Source organism: Euzebya tangerina (assembly GCF_003074135.1).
Classification (GTDB): domain Bacteria; phylum Actinomycetota; class Nitriliruptoria; order Euzebyales; family Euzebyaceae; genus Euzebya; species Euzebya tangerina.
On the sequence record NZ_PPDK01000001.1, the window covers coordinates 3,141,469 to 3,160,624 of the forward strand.

The 19,156-nt window shown below is 69.5% G+C and carries 11 protein-coding genes; 4 read left to right on the forward strand and 7 right to left on the reverse strand.

The annotated features are described in order from the left end of the window. Nucleotides 1-8 precede the first annotated feature (8 nt). Nucleotides 9-1,004, forward strand: a complete 996-nt coding sequence (ilvE, locus tag C1746_RS14540) for a branched-chain-amino-acid transaminase (RefSeq protein ID WP_116715256.1) — start codon at nt 9-11, stop codon at nt 1,002-1,004. 78 nt (nt 1,005-1,082) lie between these two features. On the opposite strand, the gene C1746_RS14545 is transcribed toward ilvE, so the two are convergent. Beyond that, a complete protein-coding gene (locus tag C1746_RS14545; protein WP_116715257.1) occupies nt 1,083-2,927 on the reverse strand; it encodes an ABC transporter ATP-binding protein in 1,845 nt (614 codons plus the stop codon). Next, nucleotides 2,924-4,807, reverse strand: coding sequence for an ABC transporter ATP-binding protein (locus tag C1746_RS14550; RefSeq protein ID WP_116715258.1), 1,884 nt, complete (start codon nt 4,805-4,807; stop codon nt 2,924-2,926). Before C1746_RS14550 ends, C1746_RS14545 begins: the two co-directional genes overlap by 4 nt. 141 nt (nt 4,808-4,948) lie before the next feature. On the opposite strand from C1746_RS14550, the gene C1746_RS14555 reads away from it, so the two are divergent. Beyond that, complete coding sequence (locus C1746_RS14555; protein WP_116715259.1) at nt 4,949-7,906, forward strand: helix-turn-helix transcriptional regulator; 2,958 nt, start codon at nt 4,949-4,951, stop codon at nt 7,904-7,906. 194 nt (nt 7,907-8,100) lie between these two features. On the opposite strand, the gene C1746_RS14560 is transcribed toward C1746_RS14555, so the two are convergent. From C1746_RS14560 to C1746_RS14570, 3 genes are all read right to left on the reverse strand, one after another. Further along, complete coding sequence (locus C1746_RS14560) at nt 8,101-10,929, reverse strand: cell wall-binding repeat-containing protein (protein ID WP_116715260.1); 2,829 nt, start codon at nt 10,927-10,929, stop codon at nt 8,101-8,103. Between the two features lie 110 nt (nt 10,930-11,039). Beyond that, nucleotides 11,040-11,600, reverse strand: a complete 561-nt coding sequence (locus C1746_RS14565; RefSeq protein ID WP_116715261.1) for a pyridoxamine 5'-phosphate oxidase family protein — start codon at nt 11,598-11,600, stop codon at nt 11,040-11,042. Between the two features lie 44 nt (nt 11,601-11,644). Then, complete coding sequence (locus tag C1746_RS14570) at nt 11,645-12,151, reverse strand: VOC family protein (RefSeq protein WP_116715262.1); 507 nt, start codon at nt 12,149-12,151, stop codon at nt 11,645-11,647. Nucleotides 12,152-12,266: 115 nt separating this feature from the next. Here C1746_RS14570 and C1746_RS14575 point away from each other — a divergent pair, with 115 nt between their 5' ends. After that, nucleotides 12,267-12,953 carry a pentapeptide repeat-containing protein gene (locus C1746_RS14575; RefSeq protein WP_116715263.1) on the forward strand — a complete coding sequence of 229 codons (687 nt, stop codon included), beginning with the start codon at nt 12,267-12,269 and terminating at the stop codon, nt 12,951-12,953. A gap of 159 nt (nt 12,954-13,112) precedes the next feature. On the opposite strand, the gene C1746_RS14580 is transcribed toward C1746_RS14575, so the two are convergent. Further along, nucleotides 13,113-14,684, reverse strand: a complete 1,572-nt coding sequence (locus C1746_RS14580; protein ID WP_162867769.1) for an HNH endonuclease signature motif containing protein — start codon at nt 14,682-14,684, stop codon at nt 13,113-13,115. A gap of 170 nt (nt 14,685-14,854) precedes the next feature. Between C1746_RS14580 and C1746_RS14585 the strand changes: the two genes are divergently transcribed. Beyond that, entirely contained in the window at nt 14,855-16,618 is a 1,764-nt protein-coding gene (locus C1746_RS14585) for a DUF7800 domain-containing protein (protein ID WP_116715265.1), read from the forward strand. A gap of 52 nt (nt 16,619-16,670) precedes the next feature. Here C1746_RS14585 and glgB read toward each other — a convergent pair whose 3' ends face one another. Continuing rightward, nucleotides 16,671-19,142, reverse strand: coding sequence for a 1,4-alpha-glucan branching protein GlgB (gene glgB, locus C1746_RS14590; RefSeq protein WP_116715266.1), 2,472 nt, complete (start codon nt 19,140-19,142; stop codon nt 16,671-16,673). Nucleotides 19,143-19,156 lie beyond the last annotated feature (14 nt).

A 19,156-nucleotide genomic window follows, 5' to 3' on the forward strand; every position in this document is an offset into this window, starting at 1 on the left:
GCACGAACATGGCAGCAGCATTCGGATCGGTGTTCGCCGGGCGCATGGGCATCACCCACTTCGCGGAGGGTTCGTTCGAGGTACCGGAGCTGATCGACACGGGAGAGCTCACGCTGAGCCCGGCTGCCCACGCACTGCACTACGGCTCGTCGTGCTTCGAGGGCCTGAAGGCCCACAAGGGTGCCGATGGGGTCACCCGGATCTTCCGCCTGGACGCTCACGTCGAGCGGATGCGCCGCAGTGCCGAGCTGCTGATGCTGCCCGTGCCATCCGCCGACCTCCTCAGTGGCCTCATCAGTGACGTGGTCGCGGCCAACCTGGACGACGTGCCGGACGCACCCGGCGCGCTATACCTGCGACCGGTGCTGCTGGGAACCGAACCCAACATCGGGGCGGCTGCGCGGCCGTCATCGACGGCGTTGCTGTACGTGTTGGCCTCGCCGGTGGGGGACTACTTCGACTCCTCCCGAACGCTGACAGTGGCGGTGGAGACGGAGTTGCCACGCACCACGCCCCAGTTCGGCCGCATCAAGACCGGTGCGAACTACGCGATGGCGCTGGGCGTGACCCTGCAGGCCAAGGCCGAGCACGAGGCCGATCAGGTGCTGTTCGCCCCCGGCGGCATCGTGCAGGAGACCGGCGCCGCGAACTTCCTGATGATCGCCGGCGACACGGTGGTCACCCGGGCGCTCGACGCGAGCTTCCTGCACGGTGTCACCCGGGACTCGGTCCTGACGTTGGCCGCGGATCACGGGTTGACCGTGGAGGAGCGGGACCTGAGCGTCGACGAGTTGGCCGGAAAGGCCGGTGCATGTGAGGCGGTGCTCTCGGGCACCGCCGCCGTCCTGGCCCCCATCGGTCACCTGGTCATCGACGGCAAGCGCCTCGAGGTCGGCGACGGCGAGATGGGTCCGCACACCCGGGAGCTGCGTGAGGCGCTGCTAGCCATCCAGCGGGGTCAGGCGGAGGACGCCCACGGCTGGACCAGACCAGTCGGCGCGTAGCCGGGCCGTGGCCCGGCCCACGTGGGTGTGTCGGGTCTGCGTGGTGGGGCGCTCAGAGGTGACACACGTGCCGTGGCTCTACCCGCCGGACGTGGTGCCGGCCTGCCAGGCGCGGTGCAGGCCGGCGTAGAGGCCCCCCGCCGCCACCAGTTCCCCGTGCGGGCCGTCCTCCACGATCCTCCCGCGGTCGAACACCAGCACCCGGTCGGCCTGCTCGGCTGTGGACAGCCGATGGGCGATCGTGACGGTCGTCCGGCCCTCGGTCAGACCCGCGAGGGCCCGCTGCAACCGCATCTCCGCCGCCGGGTCGACGGCCGAGGTTGCCTCGTCCAGCACCAGCAGATCCGGATCGGCCAGGTACGCGCGGGCCAGGGCGACCAGCTGCCGCTCACCGGCCGAGAGAGCGTCACCCCGCTCACCCACAGCGGTCTGCAGTCCCTGGGGAAGCCCCTCGATCCACTCGTCCAGTTGCAACTCGGCGAAGGCCCGCCGCACGTCGTCAGGATCGCCGTCGGCATCCCCCATGAGGACGTTGTCGAGGATCGAGCCGGAGAACAACATGCCGTCCTGCGGCACCATCACGACCCGATCCCGCAACGACGGGAAGCGGACCTCCTGCAGCGGCACGCCCGCCAATCGGATCGTCCCGCCGGTCGGATCCATCAGACGCGTCAGCAGCTTGGCGAACGTGGTCTTGCCGGACCCCGTCTCACCGACCACCGCCACCTTCGATCGAGGCGCGATCCGCACGTCGACGTCGAACAGCACCTGCGGTCCCTGCCCGACGGCACCACCGGCAGCTCGTGGGTAGGCGAAGTCGACGTGGTCGAAGTGCACGTCGAGGGGTCCGGCGGGCAGGTCGTCGCCGTCGTGTCCGGGGTCCGCGACATCGGGGTCGAGATCCAGGATGCCGATGACCCGGCGCCACCCGGCGACCGCGTTCTGGGCCTCGTTGACCGCCTCCCCGAACGCCTGGACGGGCTCGACGAACAGCTGGGCCAGGAACAGGAAGGCGACGACGCGCCCGACCGTGGTGACGTCATTCACGGCGAGGACGGTGCCGACGACAAGAACCCCGGCGATCACCATGGAGCTCATCAGCTCCCCAGCGCCGCTGAACCCGGCGGAGAGCCATCCAGCCCGAACCGCGGAGCTGCGATGGTCGGCGATGGCGTCGTCGAGGCGCTCGCGGGTGCGATCCTCCACGCCGTAGGCACGGATGACCTGGGCGCCGACCACCGTCTCGGCCAGGATGCCCAGCATGCGGCCGACCTTGCGCCGAACGACGAGGTACGCGGTGTCCAACCGCGTCTGGAACAGTCGGATCACCACGGCGATGACCGGCACCGCCGCCACGACCGCGAGCGCCAGCTGCCACTGCAGGACCACCATCACCAGCAGGGCCAGGGTGGCCTGACCGACGTTCACGATGAGCTGCAGGCCGGCCCACTGCATGAATCGCGAGATCTGGTCGATGTCGGTTGTGACTCGGGCGACCAGGACACCGCGCTGCTCGCTGGCCTGGTGCAGCATCGAGAGATCGTGGATGTGCGCGAAGGTCCGACGCCGCAGGTTCGATAGGGCGGTCTCGGCGACCGTGGCCAGCCGGAGGTTCATGACGCCCGTCGCCAACGCCGTCAGCAGGACCGCGGCACCACCCGCGGCGACCAACTGCGTCACCACGCCGAGATCCACGCTGTCGGCATCCACGGTGAACCCACGGTCCAGGATCTGCTGCACCAGGATCGGAACGATCACCCGTCCAGCAGTCGCCACCACGGCCAGGAGACCCGTGACGCCCAGCCCGACCCGCAACTCAGGCGATAGGGCGAGTCCGCGCGTGATGGTGTCCCACGCCGTGGCCTCCTCCGCCTTCGCGGTCGACTCGAGCTCCTCCGGATCGGCGACCAGACTGCGGCTCATCGCCCGGCCCCGGTCGACGCCTCCGGGGCGTCGGTGTCGTAGGCGTCGATGAGGTCGCGGTAGCCCGCGTGGGCGGCGTACAGCTCCTCGTGGGTGCCTCGCCCGACGGCGCGACCCCCCGAGACGAAGATGACCTCGTCGGCCAGGCTGATCGAGGAGCGGCGGTACGCGATGAGCACCACGGTCGTGTCGAGCTCGGCGAGACCGTGGAGGATCTCGGACTCGACGGCTGGGTCGACGGCCGAGGTGGCGTCGTCGAGGACCAGCAGCCGCGGCTGTCTGAGCAGGGCCCGGGCCAGCGCGATCCGCTGTCGCTGTCCGCCGGAGAGGCTGGCGCCGCGCTCGCCGAGTTGGGTCTCGTACCCATCCGGAAGCTCGGCGATGAAGCCATCGGCCCGGGCCGTCCGGGCGGCCCAGTGGATCCGATCGGTGGGGAGGTCGGCGCCGAGCGTCAGGTTGCCCACCACGCTGTCGTCGAACAGGAAGGCCTCCTGGAAGACCAGCACCACGTTGTGTGCGAGCGCGCCACGGTCGAGGTCCTGGAGCGGTCGCCCATCCAGTCGGATCGTGCCATCGTCGGGATCGAAGAGGCGGGCCAGCAGATGGGCGATGGTGGTCTTGCCCGATCCGGTCGGTCCCACCACCGCAACCGTGGTCCCGGCGGTGATGTCCAGATCGAGGCGCTCCAGACCCCGGGTTCCCGTCGGGTCTGGTTGGGCGGCCTGACCCCCGTCGGCGCGTGACGGAACAGGCCGGCCGAGGTCCTGATAGGCCGTGTCCGGGTGGGTGTAGCTGAGGTCGTCGGCGTCAGCCCGCGCGCCACCCGACCCGTCGGTTCGGTCGGTCCCGTACCGGACGTGGCCGGTCTCGGCCAGGACCGAGTCGATGCGCTCCATCCCGACGATGGCGCGTGGCAGCTCCCCGAGCAGCCAGCCGAAGACGCGCATCGGCAGCGCGACGAGACGGAAGAGATAGGCGAACGTGACCAAGTCTCCGACGGTGATGGCACCAGCCGCGACGCGGCGGGCACCGACGAACAGCACCAGCAGGATGCCGATGTTGGGGAGGGCCTCCATGACCGGGTCGAAGACGGCACGCAGGCGACCGACCTCGATCAGCCGGTCGCGGAGGGTGTCGCTGTGGCCGCCGAAGCGGTCGGCCTCGGCACCCTCGCGACCGAGGGTCTTGACCACCAGAGCCGCATCGAAGGACTCGTGGGCGGTCTCCGACACCTGCGCACGCTGCCGCTGGGCCTCCGCAGCCACCACGCGCATCTTCCGCTGATAGACGTAGTTTGCGGCACCCAGCATGGGACCGACGACGAACCCGATGAAGGCCAGGAAGGGATCGCGTGACACCAGCAGCACCGCCGTCACGATCAGCATGACGATCACGCCGACTGCCATGGGGAGTGGGGCGGCGATGAAGGAGGCGGCCTCGACGTCGTCGTTCACGTTGGCCAGCAGTTGGCCCGTCGGGTGTCGGCGGTGCCACTCGATCGGCAGGCTCAGGTAGCGGTCGGTGACCTCGACCCGGTCACGCTGTTGCAGCCGGTACTGCGCACTGTAGGCGCCAGCCCGGCGGAGGCCGATCCCGACCGCGCGGACCATCGACACCCCGATGACCGCGATGGCACCCGTGGCGAGTGCGGCCGTGCCAACCGCCCCCTCGGCGATGGCCGGGAACAGCAGCGTGTCGGTCACCCATCCGATCACCAGTGAGGACACGACGGTTGCGCCGGCGTACAGCGTCGTGCCGACCATGCCCCAGGCGAACTCCTTGGGGGCCCGGCGCAGCTGCCGCATGATCAGACGTAGGCCCGCGCCGAATAGCCCGCCGCTACTGGCGCGCGCCACAACCACCGATTCGCTCGAGCTCATACTGGTCCGCGCACATGGTGCCGGGCGGCTCACGCATTGCCATGCTCAATCGGCAGGGCGGTGCGGTGAGATCATGGCACGAGGACGTACGCGCACGGGTGCACCTCGCGGTTCACCGGTGGCTACGATTCGGGCTCGGCCATGAACACACGGCTTCCAGACAGCAGTTCCCCGGTCGCTCCAACTCGGGATCAGGTTGCTGCCGACCTCATCGAGCGGGTCGAGCGGGCGCTGCGCGGGGAGGCCGGCGTGACCCTGCTGGAGGGACCGGCGGGCATCGGCAAGTCCCACCTGGTGGGGGAGTTGGCCGAGCACCTGTCGGACCGCGGCGTCAGGGTGCTGACCGGTCGCTGCCTGGACCTGGTCGACGTGAGCCTGCCCTTCCTCCCCTTCGTCGAGATGCTGCGGCCGGTCCGGGAGCAGCTTCGACGCGCGGATCTGCTGTCGACCAGCCGCGGTCTCGCGGCTCTGATCGGTGCACCCGAGGAGGCGCCCACAACCGACGCGGTCGCAGCCCTGGGCCACCTCCGTCTGTTCGAGGAGGTGCTTCGGGCCCTCGATGTCGTGAGAGACGATGCGGGTCTGGTCCTCCTCCTCGAGGACGTCCACGCGGCCGACCCGTCGACCATCGATCTCCTGACGTTCCTCGTCGGACCGCTGGAGCCGCTGGCGATCGGCGTCGTCGGCACCATGCGGCCTCCGGGTCCGGCGGACGCAGCCCTCGCCCAGCTCCGAGCGGCGATCACCCGCGCAGATCCTGATGCCATCCGGACCGTGCCGCCGATGGGCGACGACGAGATCGAGGTGATCATCGTCGGCACCGGACCCCAGGAGCTGCCCTACGAGACGGTGGCCGCCATCGCCGCCCGTGCCGAAGGCAATCCGTTGTTCGCCCAAGAGCTGGCGGCAGCAGCTCGCCATGGTGGTGGTGGCCTGCCGGACGGCCTGCGGGCTACGCTGCTCGCCCGCTTCGACCGAACGTCCACCGAGACCCAGCGCATCCTCCGGGTGGCCGCGGCGATCGGGCGCCACGTGCACCCGAGGGTCCTGGCCAAGCTGGTCACCACCGCAGAGGACCAACTCTGGACCGCGCTGCGAGAGGCCGTGGATGCGGGCCTGCTGGTGGTCCAACGCCAGGCGGGGACCTACCGGTTCAGGCACGCGCTGCTGGGTGAGGCCGTCTACGAGACCTTGCTGCCGGGGCAGAAGGAGGCGTTGCACCGTCGGATCGCGGAGGTGCTCGCAGGGCACCAGGCAGACCTCGACCCGCTGGGTGCCGGCGAGCTGGCACGGCACCACCGACTTGCCGGTCTGTGGCAACCGGCCTTCACCGGAGCCCTGGTCGCCGCGGCCGAAGCAGAACGAGTTGGAGCGCTGGGTGATGCCCTCCAGCACATCCGGACGGCCATCGATCTGTGGGATCAGGTCGAGGACCCGATCGCCCTGGCAGGACGTGACCGTGCCAGTCTGCTGGCGCACTCGGCCGAGCTGGCCAACGCCAGCGGTCGTGGCGACGCGGTGGAGCTGGTCACGGAGGCCATCGCGAGCCTGGATCCTGCCTCCGACGGTGTCACGTTGGGTCTGCTCCACGAACGATTGGGGAGCTACAGCCTCGATGTCGGACATCGGGATGCGGGGCGTCGGGCACTGGCTCGTGCGGCTGATCTGGTCGGTGACGCACCCTCGGTCCCCCGTGCCCAGGTCTTGGCGACCACCGCGATCTTCCTGACCCTGTCGTGTCGCTACGGCGAAGCGCTCACGGTGGCGACGCAGACGCTCGAACTCGCCCGGGCCACGGAGGATCCCCGCTCCGCGATCCGCGCGCTCTCGGCCATGGGGATGTGCATGGCCTATCTCGGTAGGCTCGAGGAGGGGATCGAGTGCCTGGAGACGGCAGACCATCTGGCCGCCGAGGCCGGAACGCCGAGTGACGTCACGCGGACGTATCGCATGCGCAGCGACATCCTCCGGCTGGCGGGCCGTCTGGACGACGCGGTCGCGATCGCAGACGACGGCCTGGAGGTGGCAGAGCGGCTCGGTGTCGCGCACTCCGATGGCTTGGTCATTCGCACTCACCGGGCCTGGGCCTGCCTGGGTACGGGGGCCTGGGAGGACGCCCGCACCACCCTGGCTCCCGCGCTCCGCTCGCCCGGGGCGTACTGGGTCGAGCTGCCGTTGCTGGTCAGCGCCGAGTTGGAGCTCCTCGAGGGGAATCCGGACCGAGCCGCTCTCGCCCTGGACGCTGCCGCCCGAGTGGCCCATGAGCCGCGGTGGCAGCCGGCTTGGACCCGGCTGCGCGCGGAGGTGGCCCTGGCTGAGGGCAACCCGGACCTGGCCGTCAACGGTGTGGCCGACGCGCTGCTGGTCCCGTTGGAGCGTGGCAATGCCCCCGAGCAGGTTCGACTGGCGGCGGTCGGCCTGCAGGCCGTCGGGGACCTGCTGCCGCTGCGCCGGGCCAACGGGGAGCCGACCGAGCCGCTGCTGCAGGAGGCCCGGACGTTCCTCGATCGGGCACGTGCCGCCGCGGACGCGGCCACGTCCGTCACGCTGGACGCGGATGCGTGGTCGGCGACGGCGCAGGCCGAGTTCGCCCGAAGTACCGCGGACGTCGACGTCGCGGCCGCGTGGGTTGACGCCGAGGGCTGGTGGAGGACGCTCGAGCGTCCGTATCTCGTTGCCTACTGCGGCTACCGTCATGCGGAGGCGCTGGTGGCGACCGGCATCGGTCGGGCCGAGGCCGGCGCCGTGGCCCGATCCGCCCACGTGGCCGCCACCGACCTCGGCGCCGCCGGCCTGCGTGACGCCATCGAGTTGCTGGCCCGGCGCGCCCGTCTTCGCCTGGTCGGCACCGACGAAGTGACGGCGCCGCCCTCCGCCAGTTCACCACTCACACCGCGTGAGACGGAGGTCCTGGGGCTGGTCGCCCAGGGGCTCAGCAATGGCGAGATCGCCGAGATGCTGGTCATCAGCCCGAAGACGGCGAGCGTGCACGTCTCCAACATCCTGGCCAAGTTGGATGTGCCGGGACGCGTCGAAGCCGCGGCGGTCGGCCAGCAGTTGGGGCTGCTGGACGATCCCGCCGCGGCCGGTGGGGGGTGAGGGCTCAGCGCAGCTTGGCAACCGGCATGAGGAACCAGTGGCCCCCACGCGGACACCACACCCTGGCGTGTTCGATCGGTCCGTCGGTGCTCTCCAGCACCAGGCGCCGCACGATGTGTGCTGGTGCCCGGCAGGCTGGACAGCGTGTTGCATCCGTAGCCCGGACGGCGATTGCCGACCGGGCGGTGTCGGCCTTAGGGAGCACCGTCGAGTGCTGCCTGGATTGCGGCCTCGACCTCACTTGACACGGCCGCCGTCCCACCGAAGATGACAACCCGGTCGATGTCGTCGGCGTTATCCGTCAGCCAGTCCACGACCGGGGTGGGTAGGGTGCTCGTGTCGGTGAGCAGCATCGGGCCAGGACCCAGTTCGGGTCGGCCGACGACGGCTCCGCCGGTGAGGGCGTCGGCGAAGTCGTCAGCTCGGGCGATGCCGACGATGCTCGGATCGGTGAAGTAGCTCTCCGCGACGTCGACGGCCGTGTCGAACCGTGTCGGGCCGCTGATGGCCGGCGCGGCCGGGTAGGCCTGGCCTGCAGCGCCGCCGACGGTGGTCATCGCCGGGCTGTCGGTCCGCGCGGCCAGGTAGGCGGCGGTCTCGGGCGAGACGTCGGCCCCGGATGTCAGCACCACCGCCGCATCGACGTTGCCGAGCGGATCGCGGATGGTCGAAGCTGCTGCCCCGGCCACGACGCTGTCGGCGAAGTCACCGCCGTTGGTGGCCAGCAGCGTGCCGGGATCACCCAGCCCACGCGCAGCGATGATGGCCGCCGTCTCGAAGCGATTGATGCCGCCGTACCGGATCGTGGTGTAGCCGAGGTCCGCCAGGCGCTGCTGCACCTCGTCGGAGAGGGCCACGGTGCCACCCAGGAGGTAGACGGTGCCGCCGACCGGCAGGACGCGCTGGATCTCGACTTCGGTGTCGGGGTCCAGGCTGACCGGGCTGGACAGCAGCAGGGGCGCTCCGAGTTGTACGGCCAGCGGAGTGCCGGCCTGGGCATCCGGGAAGAGGTCGGACCTGGTCAAGACCACCGCCGGTGCCTGGCCGTCACCACAGATGGCCTGGGAGGCGACGATGGCGGTCTGGATCCGGTTCAGTCCCTCGATGCGGGTGATGCCGTCACCGATGACCGGACCAGCGGAGTCGGTCGGTGTGTCCGTTGCGTCGCAGCCGGGACCGCCTGGCGTCGGGGTCTGGTCGCCAAGGACGTCGTCGTTCGGGTCGTTCGGGTCGTCGGGGTTGTCGGGGTCGTCGGGGTTGCCCGGATCGTCGGGGTTGCCGGGGTCGTCGGGGTTGCCGGGGTCGTCGGGGTTGCCCGGATCATCCGGGTCGTCGTGATCTTCCGGCGTGGCCTCCACCGCCCCACGGTCACAGGCCGGACCCTGGGGCCGGGCGACCTGCCGCTGGTCGTCGATGATCGGCCCGCCGCAGATGTTGGGCCCTGAGGAGTCCAGGGCTGGACTGCCTGGCTGCGGGACCCGGCTGATGGTCTGCTGACCGGCAGTCGCTCCTTGCGCGGGGCCGCCGTTCGGGCCCGCCGGACCCAGCACGGGGTCGGTGTCGGACAGATCCGCGGTGTTCACGAAGTTGCAGTCAGACCGGGAGTCGATGTTGTAGTTGCCCGAGATGTGCAGGCCCGGCCCACCACAGTTGCGGTCGTGCTCCGCGACGATCGAGCTGTTCCACACCGTGCCGCGCTCGGCCTCGGCCCACACGCCGGCGCCGGGTCCTGAGTTGCCCGTGACGGTGACGTGCTCCAGGCCCAGTGGCGGGAATGGACCCTCCTGGCCAGCAAATCCCGCTGTTGGTGTGGCCAGGAAGCCGCTCGCCGACGTGGGTGAAGGGAGATCCCGCGGGGGCTCAGGTACCCCGATCTGGATGCCCGACCCGCCCGACGGAGAGGTGTTGCCGTGCACGGTGGTGTTGTTCACCAGTGCGAAGCCGAGATCCACCAGCAGACCACCGCCCGTTCCCTGGATGGTGACGTCGCCGATCGGTGTCGTCGTGACGACGTTGTCGATGAGAGCGGATCGGTTGATTCCGACGTCACCCACGAAGCCCATGCCACCGCCGGCGTACGTCGCCGCGTTGCCGATGGCGGTCGAGTCGGTGACGACGACCGCCGACTCGTAATTGCCCAGGATGGCACCTCCGGCCAGCGTGACGAGACGGCCGTCCCGGGCACCGTTGTCCTCGAACCAGCTGCCAACGACCAGGAGCGGCGTGGCATCGGTGAAGATCGCGCCGCCGAGGCCGCTCTCGTCCTCGCGCAACTCGAACTGCGCGGAGTTGCGTGTGAAGTCGCTGTCGTCGATGCGGGCCGTCCCCTCGGAGGACTGGACCAGCGCGATCGCACCACCGTTGCCGCCGCCGTCGTGCTCGCGGTCGGGCAGGCCGGCGTGGTTGTCGTCGAATCGCGAGTCGTCGACGATCAGCCGCTGGAAGCCCTCCGTGGCGATGGCGCCGCCGTTGAAGAGGACCCGGTTGTTGCTGAACGTGGTGTCCCGGAGGGTGAGGTCACCGCCGCCGGCGATGAAGATCGCACCACCGTTGCAGCGGCAGCGCCCGCCGGTGACGGCCAGGCCTTCGATGGTTGCGACGACACCCTGGACCTCGAAGGCACGAGTCGACGAGCCCGCGCTCGGGAAGCCCTGCAGCACGGTGACGCCCTGACCCTGGATGGTCAGATCGTTGGTGATGTCGAGATCATTGACGGTTGCGTCGTTCTGCTCCAGCCCTGATCGGACGAGTTGGACGGTGCCTGTGGTCTCGAACGTGATGGTGTTCGGTCCTGCGATGGCCGCGTTGGCGGCGATCACGGCTTCGCGGAGCGAGCAGTCATTGGCACCGCAGCCGTCAGGCTTCGGGTCGTCAGACGGGGCGTTGGTGATCCGGTTGGCCGTGACCGTGAAGGTGGCGGCGCTGGCCGGGGGAGCGGCAGCGACCATGAGTGCTGCCACCAGGATCAGGATGGCCGCCAGCGCAGCACCCCTGACCCCGGTTGGTCGGGTTGACGTGTTCATCGGGATTCCCCTCAGATAGACATGTGTGAACACGTCCACCGTCAGCCCTAAGGCACCCCGGCCACATCGGGTCCACCCCCTCAGATGTGCGGCCGGTTGGCCGTCGTCCCTTAGCTCGAGACCTCGAAGAAGCGATCAGTTGTACGGACCGGGAGACCGTCGATGCTCTCCGTGGTCGCGTTCACCTTGGCGAACCACTCGTCTTCGGTCGTCTTCCCGTGGTACTTCACGAGGGTCTGCCGCTCCTCGGCCAGCTCCATGACGGGGACGCCGTACCCGCAGCTGGTCTGGACGCTGTCGACCCTGATGTCGAAGATCTGGCGCGTCCCCGGCAGGATGTCGAAGTGATTGGCCAGGTCGTCCCACTCCTCGTCCTGTGGCAGGACCGGTGTGCCGGAGCCGTAGAGCCGCATGATCCGGGCCGTCCTGCCGAAGTTGTTGAACATGATCGTGATCCGCCCGTCGGCGACGAGGTGGGCGTGGGTCTCGTTGCCGGAGCCGCGGAGGTCCAGGTAGGCCACCCGCGTGGGGCTGATCACCCGGAACGCGTCGTACCCCTTGGGGGAGAGATTGATCCGGCTGTCGGGTGCGGCCGTGGCCACGAAGAACATCGGCTGGGCGGCGATGAATGCGATGTGGTCATCGGTGAGGGCGTCGTAGAAGTCGGCCATGGCCCTCAGGGTAGGGAGTGGCCGGTGTCCAATTCGGGCGCCGATCAGGGCTTCCGGTCCCCTGCGGCCCGCTCCATCACCTCGTCGATGGTCTCCCCGGTGTGCTCCGACTGGGCCTGGGTCAGGACCAACGTGTTGCCGTCGGGGTCGGTCACCGTCAGGTCACGGGCTCCCCAGGGCTGGTCGATCGGTCGCGGAGAGCCGTCTGGACCGGGGTTGCCGGTGGCGAGCCGGTCTGCGATGTCGTCGACGTCGGCCACCGTGAAGGTGGGTATGGCGGGCCGGTGTTGGTGTGGCGCGGACGGGCTGAGAAGGACGTCCTGGTACTTCTGCCTGCGCAGGTGCGTCACCATGGGAACGCCGCCGACGTCCGGGCCGGTGAACATGACGGCGAAGCCCAGCATGTCGACGTAGAAGCGGGTTGCCGCTGCCACGTCCGCACAGGTCACGGAGAGGAAGCTCGGCATCGGGTAGACGTCGAACCCGTCGTGGTTGCCGAGGAGTGGCGGTTCGAGGTTCGGGTCGATCTGCGGTGGTGGTGTGGTGCTCATGGGATCACTGTGACGCCTGACGTCGCGTGAGGGTCAAGGGAGTTCGTCCTCGTCTTCCGCAGATGGCCTGATGGCGTGGTGCTGGTGTGCCTGTCGGCCACGTACAGTCGGGCCGGTGAGGACGCGCGACGGGCATGACGGCGAGGGGCCCACGGCACCCGCGCCCGTCGAACCGGATGTGCCGGTCGAGCTGAGGGTGGCGACGTCGCTCCGAGCCGGAGATGACCTGGACGGCGTGCGGCTTCCCCAGCCCGACCTCGCGGGCGCGGGCCTGGGAGACGTCCGCCTCACCCGGTTCGAACTGGACACCCCGACGCTTGACGGTGCGACTGTCACCGACGCCCTGCTGGCGGATGGCCGAGTCATCGAGATGTCCGGGACCAGCCTTGCCCTGGTCGGCACACGGGTCCGCGACGTTGTCCTCGACGGCGGTCGCGTCGGGGCCCTGGATGCTCACGATGCCCATCTGCTCCGTGTCCATCTCCGGGGGCTCCGGCTCGGCTTCGTCAACCTCCGTGGTTCGCGCGTCGAGGACGTCGTGGCGGAGGACTGCATCATCGACGAGCTCGACCTGGGCTTGGCCGAGGTGGCCCGCATGGCATTCCGGTCATGCCGGATCGACCGCTTCGTCGCCGTGGACGCGAGCCTGGCGGATGTGGATCTGCGGGGCACCGAGCTCGGGGAGGTGGGTTCACCGACCGATCTGCGGGGCTGCACGATCTCGCCAGCTCAGCTCACGCGACTGGCCCCGGCGCTTGCTGCCCATGTCGGCGTGGATGTTCGGGACGGCGGGACCGGCTAGCTCCCCGTTTGCATCGCGGTCAGATTCTCGGCCTGCTGGATGGACGGGAGCTTGGGATCAGGCCTTTGCAGGCGGTACAGGTCGATCTTCGCGTTGGCCAGGCCAGACGGCATGACCCTTCTGGCGTCCCGCGCACCTCAACCCGCCTGACGGGTGGGGTCAGGCGGGGAGGCTGGTGTAGGTGCGGCCGTCGGGGGTGGTGAGGGTGACGGCCCTGGTATGTCGATCCAGGTCGAGCTCGAGCCCGCGGGTGTGGACCCGGCTGTGGCAGTCGCGACAGAGGAGGGTGAGGTTGTCGACGCTGGTGGGTCCGCCCCGGGAGCGGGGGATGATGTGGTGGGCGTCGCAGTGCTGCGGCGGTGCGGTACAGCCGGGCAGGCGGCAGCCACGATCAACGGCGTGCAGGGTGCGGTAGTGCGCCCTGGTGATCGGCGAGGTGGCATCGCCCACGGCGATGGGCCGGCCGGCATCGGTGACCACGATGGTCAGCTGCGGGTCACAGAGGAGCCGATCGACCGTCAGTTGGGTCAGCGGGATCGGGCCGCCATGCCAGCGGGTCAGCGCCCGTCCGGTCGCGGAGGGCAGGTCGCGGTGGTCGATCACGACCGAGATCGAGGGTCGAGGCGGGCGTGTTGCCCGAGAGGGTGCGGTGGGTCTGGGAGTCGGATCAGCGACGAGATCGGCCTGACCGGAGGTGCGTTGAGACCCGCCTGCCGGGTTGGTGTGCGTCGCAGTGCCGTGGGCGTCGGGCTCGCTGGGTGTGGCGGCTGCACCGTCGGTTGGGGCCCTGGTCTGGTCGGCGATGGTCTGGGGCACGACGGTCTGGGCGTGGTCGAGTGCCGGACCACTGGGCATGCCCTCGGGCGGGTCCGGGGGTTCGTGTCTGTCCGATGTCGGGAGTGCACCAGCCAGGTAGATGGCAGCGACCCGACGCAGTCCTTCCGCCAGCTGCGCAGACCGGGCGGTCGATGGGAGCAGCTCAGCCGGCACCGGACTGCCGTCAGCGTCAACCCGAACCGCGTCGGGCTTGGCTGGTGGGTCGGCGGCCGCCTCCGCAGCTTCGGCGATCGCCGTCACCGCATCGAGGCGGTCATAGCCGTGATAGGCCGCGCCACCAAACAGATCAGGCTGGATCCGGAAGCACCGCCGCTCACCCGGATCCTGCTGCTCGACGGTGGTGTCTCCGGCGGTGATGACATCGGCCCACCCAAAGGCTCGTTGGACGACGCGGTCCGGCTCCCCCTGCCCGATCTCGGCTGCCAGTTCGGCATCGAGTTCGGCCATCTGCGCGACCCGCAACCCCTTGACCGCGGTGACGATGCCGCGGACCTGCGACCACGACAGGCGACCCGCAGCGAACGCCTGATCGACCGCGGGCAAGTGGCACAGCACCCGCTCAGCCCGACAGAGGAACCGGACCTCGGTGCCGGTCCGCCCGGTCGCCAGCGAGACGAGCCGCTCCAACGGCAGACCCGACCGGCGCTCGGCCTCACCCGACTGGCGGGCCTGCCGGACCAGCCCGACCGCCTCCGCCATGCCGGCATCCAACGATCCGAGCAGCCCGATCAACCGATCCGCGGCCAACGACCGCGGAATGGCCCCGGTGGAGTCCGCCCCGGCCGGGTGCGGCGCGCCAGGCCAGACCACATCATCAGCCCACACCACATCATCGACCGGCGGAACCCAGCCTGATGGCTGCTCCAACGGCGGGTCGATGACGGTTGCGGACATGACTGTATTGAACCAGGAGGGTGTGACAGTCATCCCTCGATCCCTTCCTGCCTACGAGAGGCGAGACAGGTGCCGAGAGACCGCCGGCTCAGGTCAGTCGTCTTCGAGTCACCGGCAGATCCCGTCGGGCGGTTGTCCGCGCGGTCTTCTCCAGCGAACATCGAGCGGACGTGGCGACGAACCAGGAGAGCGAGACGGCTGACGACCCGCGCATTCTGGTCGGTCCGCTCCTGCGGTACGTCGACGCGACCCGCGCCACCATCTGGCTCGAGACCAGCCGGTCCTGTCGAGTCACCCTCACCACAACTGAACGCCGGCCAGCAACCGCTGGTGCACCGACCAGTCACACGGCGACCACGTGGTCGGTCCACGGGCACCACTACTGCCTCATCGTCGTCGACGGGCTGACACCGGCCTCGGTCAACGGGTACACCGTGGCGCTCGACCAGGCGCAGGTGTGGCCCCTCGCCGGGGACGACTTCCCCGAACCGGTCATCAGGACGGTGCACCCCGATCGACCACACACCCTGGCCTTCGGCAGCTGTCGCAAGACCGGTCCCTTCGATGAGGAGCACCTCGCCAGCCTGGGCCCGGACGCACTCGTGGCCATGGCCCGACGCATGGCAGCCTCCGACCTCGACGAGTGGCCGGACACCCTCCTGATGCTCGGGGACCAGATCTACGCCGACGATCCTCCTTCCGGCCTGGCCAGGCGGGTGGCCGCAGCCAACGACGACATCGGCCTGTTGGCACGGGACGAGGTCCAGGACTTCGAGCAGTACACCCTGCTGTACCAGCAGTCGTGGATGGTGCCGGAGGTCCGGTGGCTCCTGTCGACGGTGCCCAGCTGCATGCTGCTGGATGACCACGATCTACGCGATGACTGGAACACCTCCCACGACTGGCGGGAGCGCGTGACGTCGCAGGACTGGTGGCGCGACCGGGTTGTCGGCGCCTACGGCTCGTACTGGGTCTACCAGCACCTCGGCAACCTCAACCCGGATGAGATCGCCACTGACGAGGTGATGGCCGCAATGCGGTCCCTGGAGAGGGAGGAGGAGCGCAGCGCCGCCCTGGACGACTTCGCCTGGCGCACCGACACGGATCCGTCGACCAGCCGCTTCAGCTTCGTCCGCGATCTCGGTGGTGGTGAGCGTGGGACACGCCTGGTCGCCGTCGACTCCCGAGGGGCGCGGGTCCTCGACCCCGACAACCGTCGGATGGTCGACGAGCCCGAGTGGGACTGGATCCGTTCCAAGGTGCTCGAGCCTGAGCGGCCCGTGGAGCACCTGTTGGTGGCCTCGACGCTCCCGGTGCTGATGCTTCCCGGCGTCCATCACCTGGAGGGCTGGAACGAGTCGGTTTGCCAGAACGGGACGACCGGGGTGGGCCGGCGTCTCGCCGAGGTGGTGCGTCAGGCGGTCGACCTCGAGCACTGGGCGGCCTTCCGGAACTCCATGCACGAGGTGGTCCGCCTGCTCGAGGAGGTGGTCGCCGCCGATGCCCCGCCCTCGTCGGTGCTGCTGCTTGCCGGGGACGTCCACTGCAGCTACACCGCGCCGGCTGAGCTGGTCCAGGCCGACCATCCGAACACCGCCATCCACCAGCTGGTCATGTCCCCGTTCCGCCACGGGATGCCCGGCGCCGTGAAGGCGGTCAACGGTCTGCTGGACCGGCCCCGTTGGTCGTCACTCGTGCACCGCATGGCCCGCCGTGCTGGCGTGGCCGACGTCGCCATCACGTGGCAGATCGAGCATGGGCCGTGGTACGACAACGGCGTGATGACCATCCGGCTGGACGGTGCAGCGGCATCGGTCGAGGTGGCACACGCCGCGATGGAGGAGGAGCGGCAGGTGCTGGTCCCGACGGTGGAGTTGCCGTTGGGTCACGCGGCACCGGCTGAAGACGCGGAGCGGGCCGTCTCGACCGAGTAACGGCCGCGCCGCCGTCCCCGATGGCAGATCCCCGGTCGACAGAGCTCTCAGCTCAGCCAGTCGCCTCCCCTTGGGGACTGCGAAGCCAGACGACACCCAGCGGAGGACAGACCACCTGGGCGCTGTAGCTCAGGTCGTGCCAGGGCTCATCGGTCGCCTCGACCCCGCCCATGTTCCCGATGTTCCCGCCGCCGTAGCGGCTGGCGTCGGTGTTGACGATCTCCTCCCACCGACCGGGCCGCGAGAGGCCGACTCGGTGTGACGTCAGCGGGACGGGGGAGAGGTTGGCCACCACCGCGATGTCAGGGTCGCCACCGCTGCCGAGGCGCAGGAAGGACAGGACGTTCTGGTCGGCGTTGTTGGCCTCGATCCACCGGAACCCCTCCGGCTCGGTATCACGCTTCCACATCGCCGGATTCGCCTTGTAGGCCCGGTTGAGGTCGGCCACCAGCAGCAGCACACCCCGATGTGGGTTGTCGTCGGCCTCGTTGTCGAGCAGGAACCAGTCCAGCTGCCTGCTCTCGGACCACTCGCGGTCCTGCCCGAACTCCTGGCCCATGAACAGCAGCTTCTTCCCGGGGTGGCCCCACATCCAGCCGTACAGCGCCCGCAGGTTGGCGAACTGCTGCCAGCGGTCGCCGGGCATCTTGCCCATCAACGAGCCCTTGCCGTGCACCACCTCGTCGTGCGACAGCGGCAGGACGAAGTTCTCGTTGAAGGCGTACATCAGCCCGAAGGTGAGCTGGTTGTGGTGGTACTTCCGGTAGATCGGCTCCTTGGAGAAGTACTCCAGCGTGTCGTGCATCCACCCCATGTTCCACTTGAAGCCGAAGCCCAGACCACCGAGGTGGGTCGGTCGCGAGACGCCCGGCCACGCCGTCGACTCCTCGGCCACGGTGAACGCCGTCGGGTTGCGCTTGTAGACCGTGGCGTTGGTCTCCTGCAGCAGCTCCACTGCCTTGAGGTTCTCGTTGCCGCCGTACTCGTTGGGGATCCACTGCCCCTCTTCGCGCGAGTAGTCCAGGTACAGCATCGATGCGACGGCATCGACCCGGAGCGCGTCGACGCCGAGGGACTCGAGCCAGTACAGCGCGGAGGCGACGATGAAGTTCCGCACCTCGGTCCGGCCGTAGTTGAAGACCATCGTCCCCCAGTCGGGGTGCTCGCCGAGTCGCGGGTCCTCGTGTTCGTACAGCGCCGTCCCGTCGAAGCGGCGCAGCGCCCACTCATCCTTCGGGAAGTGGGCGGGCACCCAGTCGATGATCACCCCGATGCCGAGGGAGTGGAGGTGGTCGACCAGATACCGGAAATCGTCCGGCGTCCCGAATCGGGCAGTCGGGGCGAACTGGCCGGTGACCTGGTACCCCCACGAGCCGCCGAAGGGGTGCTCGGCCGGGGGCAGCATCTCCACGTGGGTGAAGCCGGTGTCGGTCACGTACTCGCCCAGCTGCTCAGCCAGGTCCCGGTAGCCCAGCGGCTGTCCGTCGCGGTGGCGCCAGCTCTCCAGGTGCAGTTCGTAGATCGCCAGGGGACCGTCGTGGACGGCTGGCGCCTCCCACTCGGTCTGCCACTCGAAGGCCGAGGTGAAGACCCGACTGGCGGTGCCCGGCGGGACCTCGGCCCACTTGGCCCAGGGGTCGGCGCGGGTCACCAGGGCACCATCGGCCGTGACGAGTTCGTACTTGTAGTGGGCGCCGTCGGGGATGTCGGGGACGAAGAGCTCCCAGATGCCACTGGAGCCCAGTGAGCGCATGGGGAGCAGACGACCGTCCCACGTGGTGAACTCGCCGATGACCCTGACGGCCTGGGCGTTGGGTGCCCAGACCGTGAAGGCGACGCCGGTGATCCCTTCGAGCGTCCGGCGGTTGGCCCCCATGACCGTCCAGGCCTCTTCGTGTCGTCCCTCCGACAGCAGGTGCTGGTCGAGCTCGCCCAGTGTGGGCGCGAAGGCGTAGGGATCGACCAGGTCGTAGCTGCTCCCGTCCACGTAGGAGACGCGCCAGCGGTACTGACCGGCCTGCGGTTGCTCGTCGAGCGTGACCTGCCACAGGGCGTCGGCGACGTGCTCGGCGGGGCGCGGCTCGGCGTCGGGGGAGGAGAGATACGCGACCGAGGAGGCACCCGGCCGGAAGGCCCGGGCCACCCAGCCGTCGTCGGTCTGGTGGTAGCCAAGCAGGCTGTGGGGGTCGCGATGGCGACCATCGAACAGCGCCATCATCGAGTCCTCGAGTGCGGCCTGCTCCTGCTCTTGGCTCGGTGTCGCCGCCGCGGCCTCCACCACCGGCTCGGGAACGGCACGGGGTGCGGCCGTCCCTGCGGTCTTCTTGGCAGCTGCCTTCTTCGCGGTGGCCTTCTTCGCGGTGGTCTTTTTCGCGGTGGCCTTCTTGCCTGCCTGCTTCGCCGTCTTCTTGGCCGCTGACTTCTTGGCCGCCGTCTTCTTGGCGGTGGCCTTCTTCGCAGCCTTCTTCTTGGCGGTGGCCTTCTTTGCTGTCGTCTTCTTCGGCGTCTCTGGGGTGTCAGACATGAGGTCGGGTCTTC

Coding starts and splice junctions, on each gene's coding strand:
- C1746_RS14545 (WP_116715257.1), bottom strand. CDS start 2,927: ATGAGCCGCAGTCTGGTCGCCGATCCGGAGGAGCTCGAGTCGACCGCG.
- C1746_RS14565 (WP_116715261.1), bottom strand. CDS start 11,600: ATGGCCGACTTCTACGACGCCCTCACCGATGACCACATCGCATTCATC.
- C1746_RS14555 (WP_116715259.1), top strand. CDS start 4,949: ATGAACACACGGCTTCCAGACAGCAGTTCCCCGGTCGCTCCAACTCGG.
- C1746_RS14560 (WP_116715260.1), bottom strand. CDS start 10,929: ATGAACACGTCAACCCGACCAACCGGGGTCAGGGGTGCTGCGCTGGCG.
- C1746_RS14550 (WP_116715258.1), bottom strand. CDS start 4,807: ATGAGCTCGAGCGAATCGGTGGTTGTGGCGCGCGCCAGTAGCGGCGGG.
- ilvE (WP_116715256.1), top strand. CDS start 9: ATGGCAGCAGCATTCGGATCGGTGTTCGCCGGGCGCATGGGCATCACC.
- C1746_RS14570 (WP_116715262.1), bottom strand. CDS start 12,151: ATGAGCACCACACCACCACCGCAGATCGACCCGAACCTCGAACCGCCA.
- C1746_RS14580 (WP_162867769.1), bottom strand. CDS start 14,684: ATGTCCGCAACCGTCATCGACCCGCCGTTGGAGCAGCCATCAGGCTGG.
- glgB (WP_116715266.1), bottom strand. CDS start 19,142: ATGTCTGACACCCCAGAGACGCCGAAGAAGACGACAGCAAAGAAGGCC.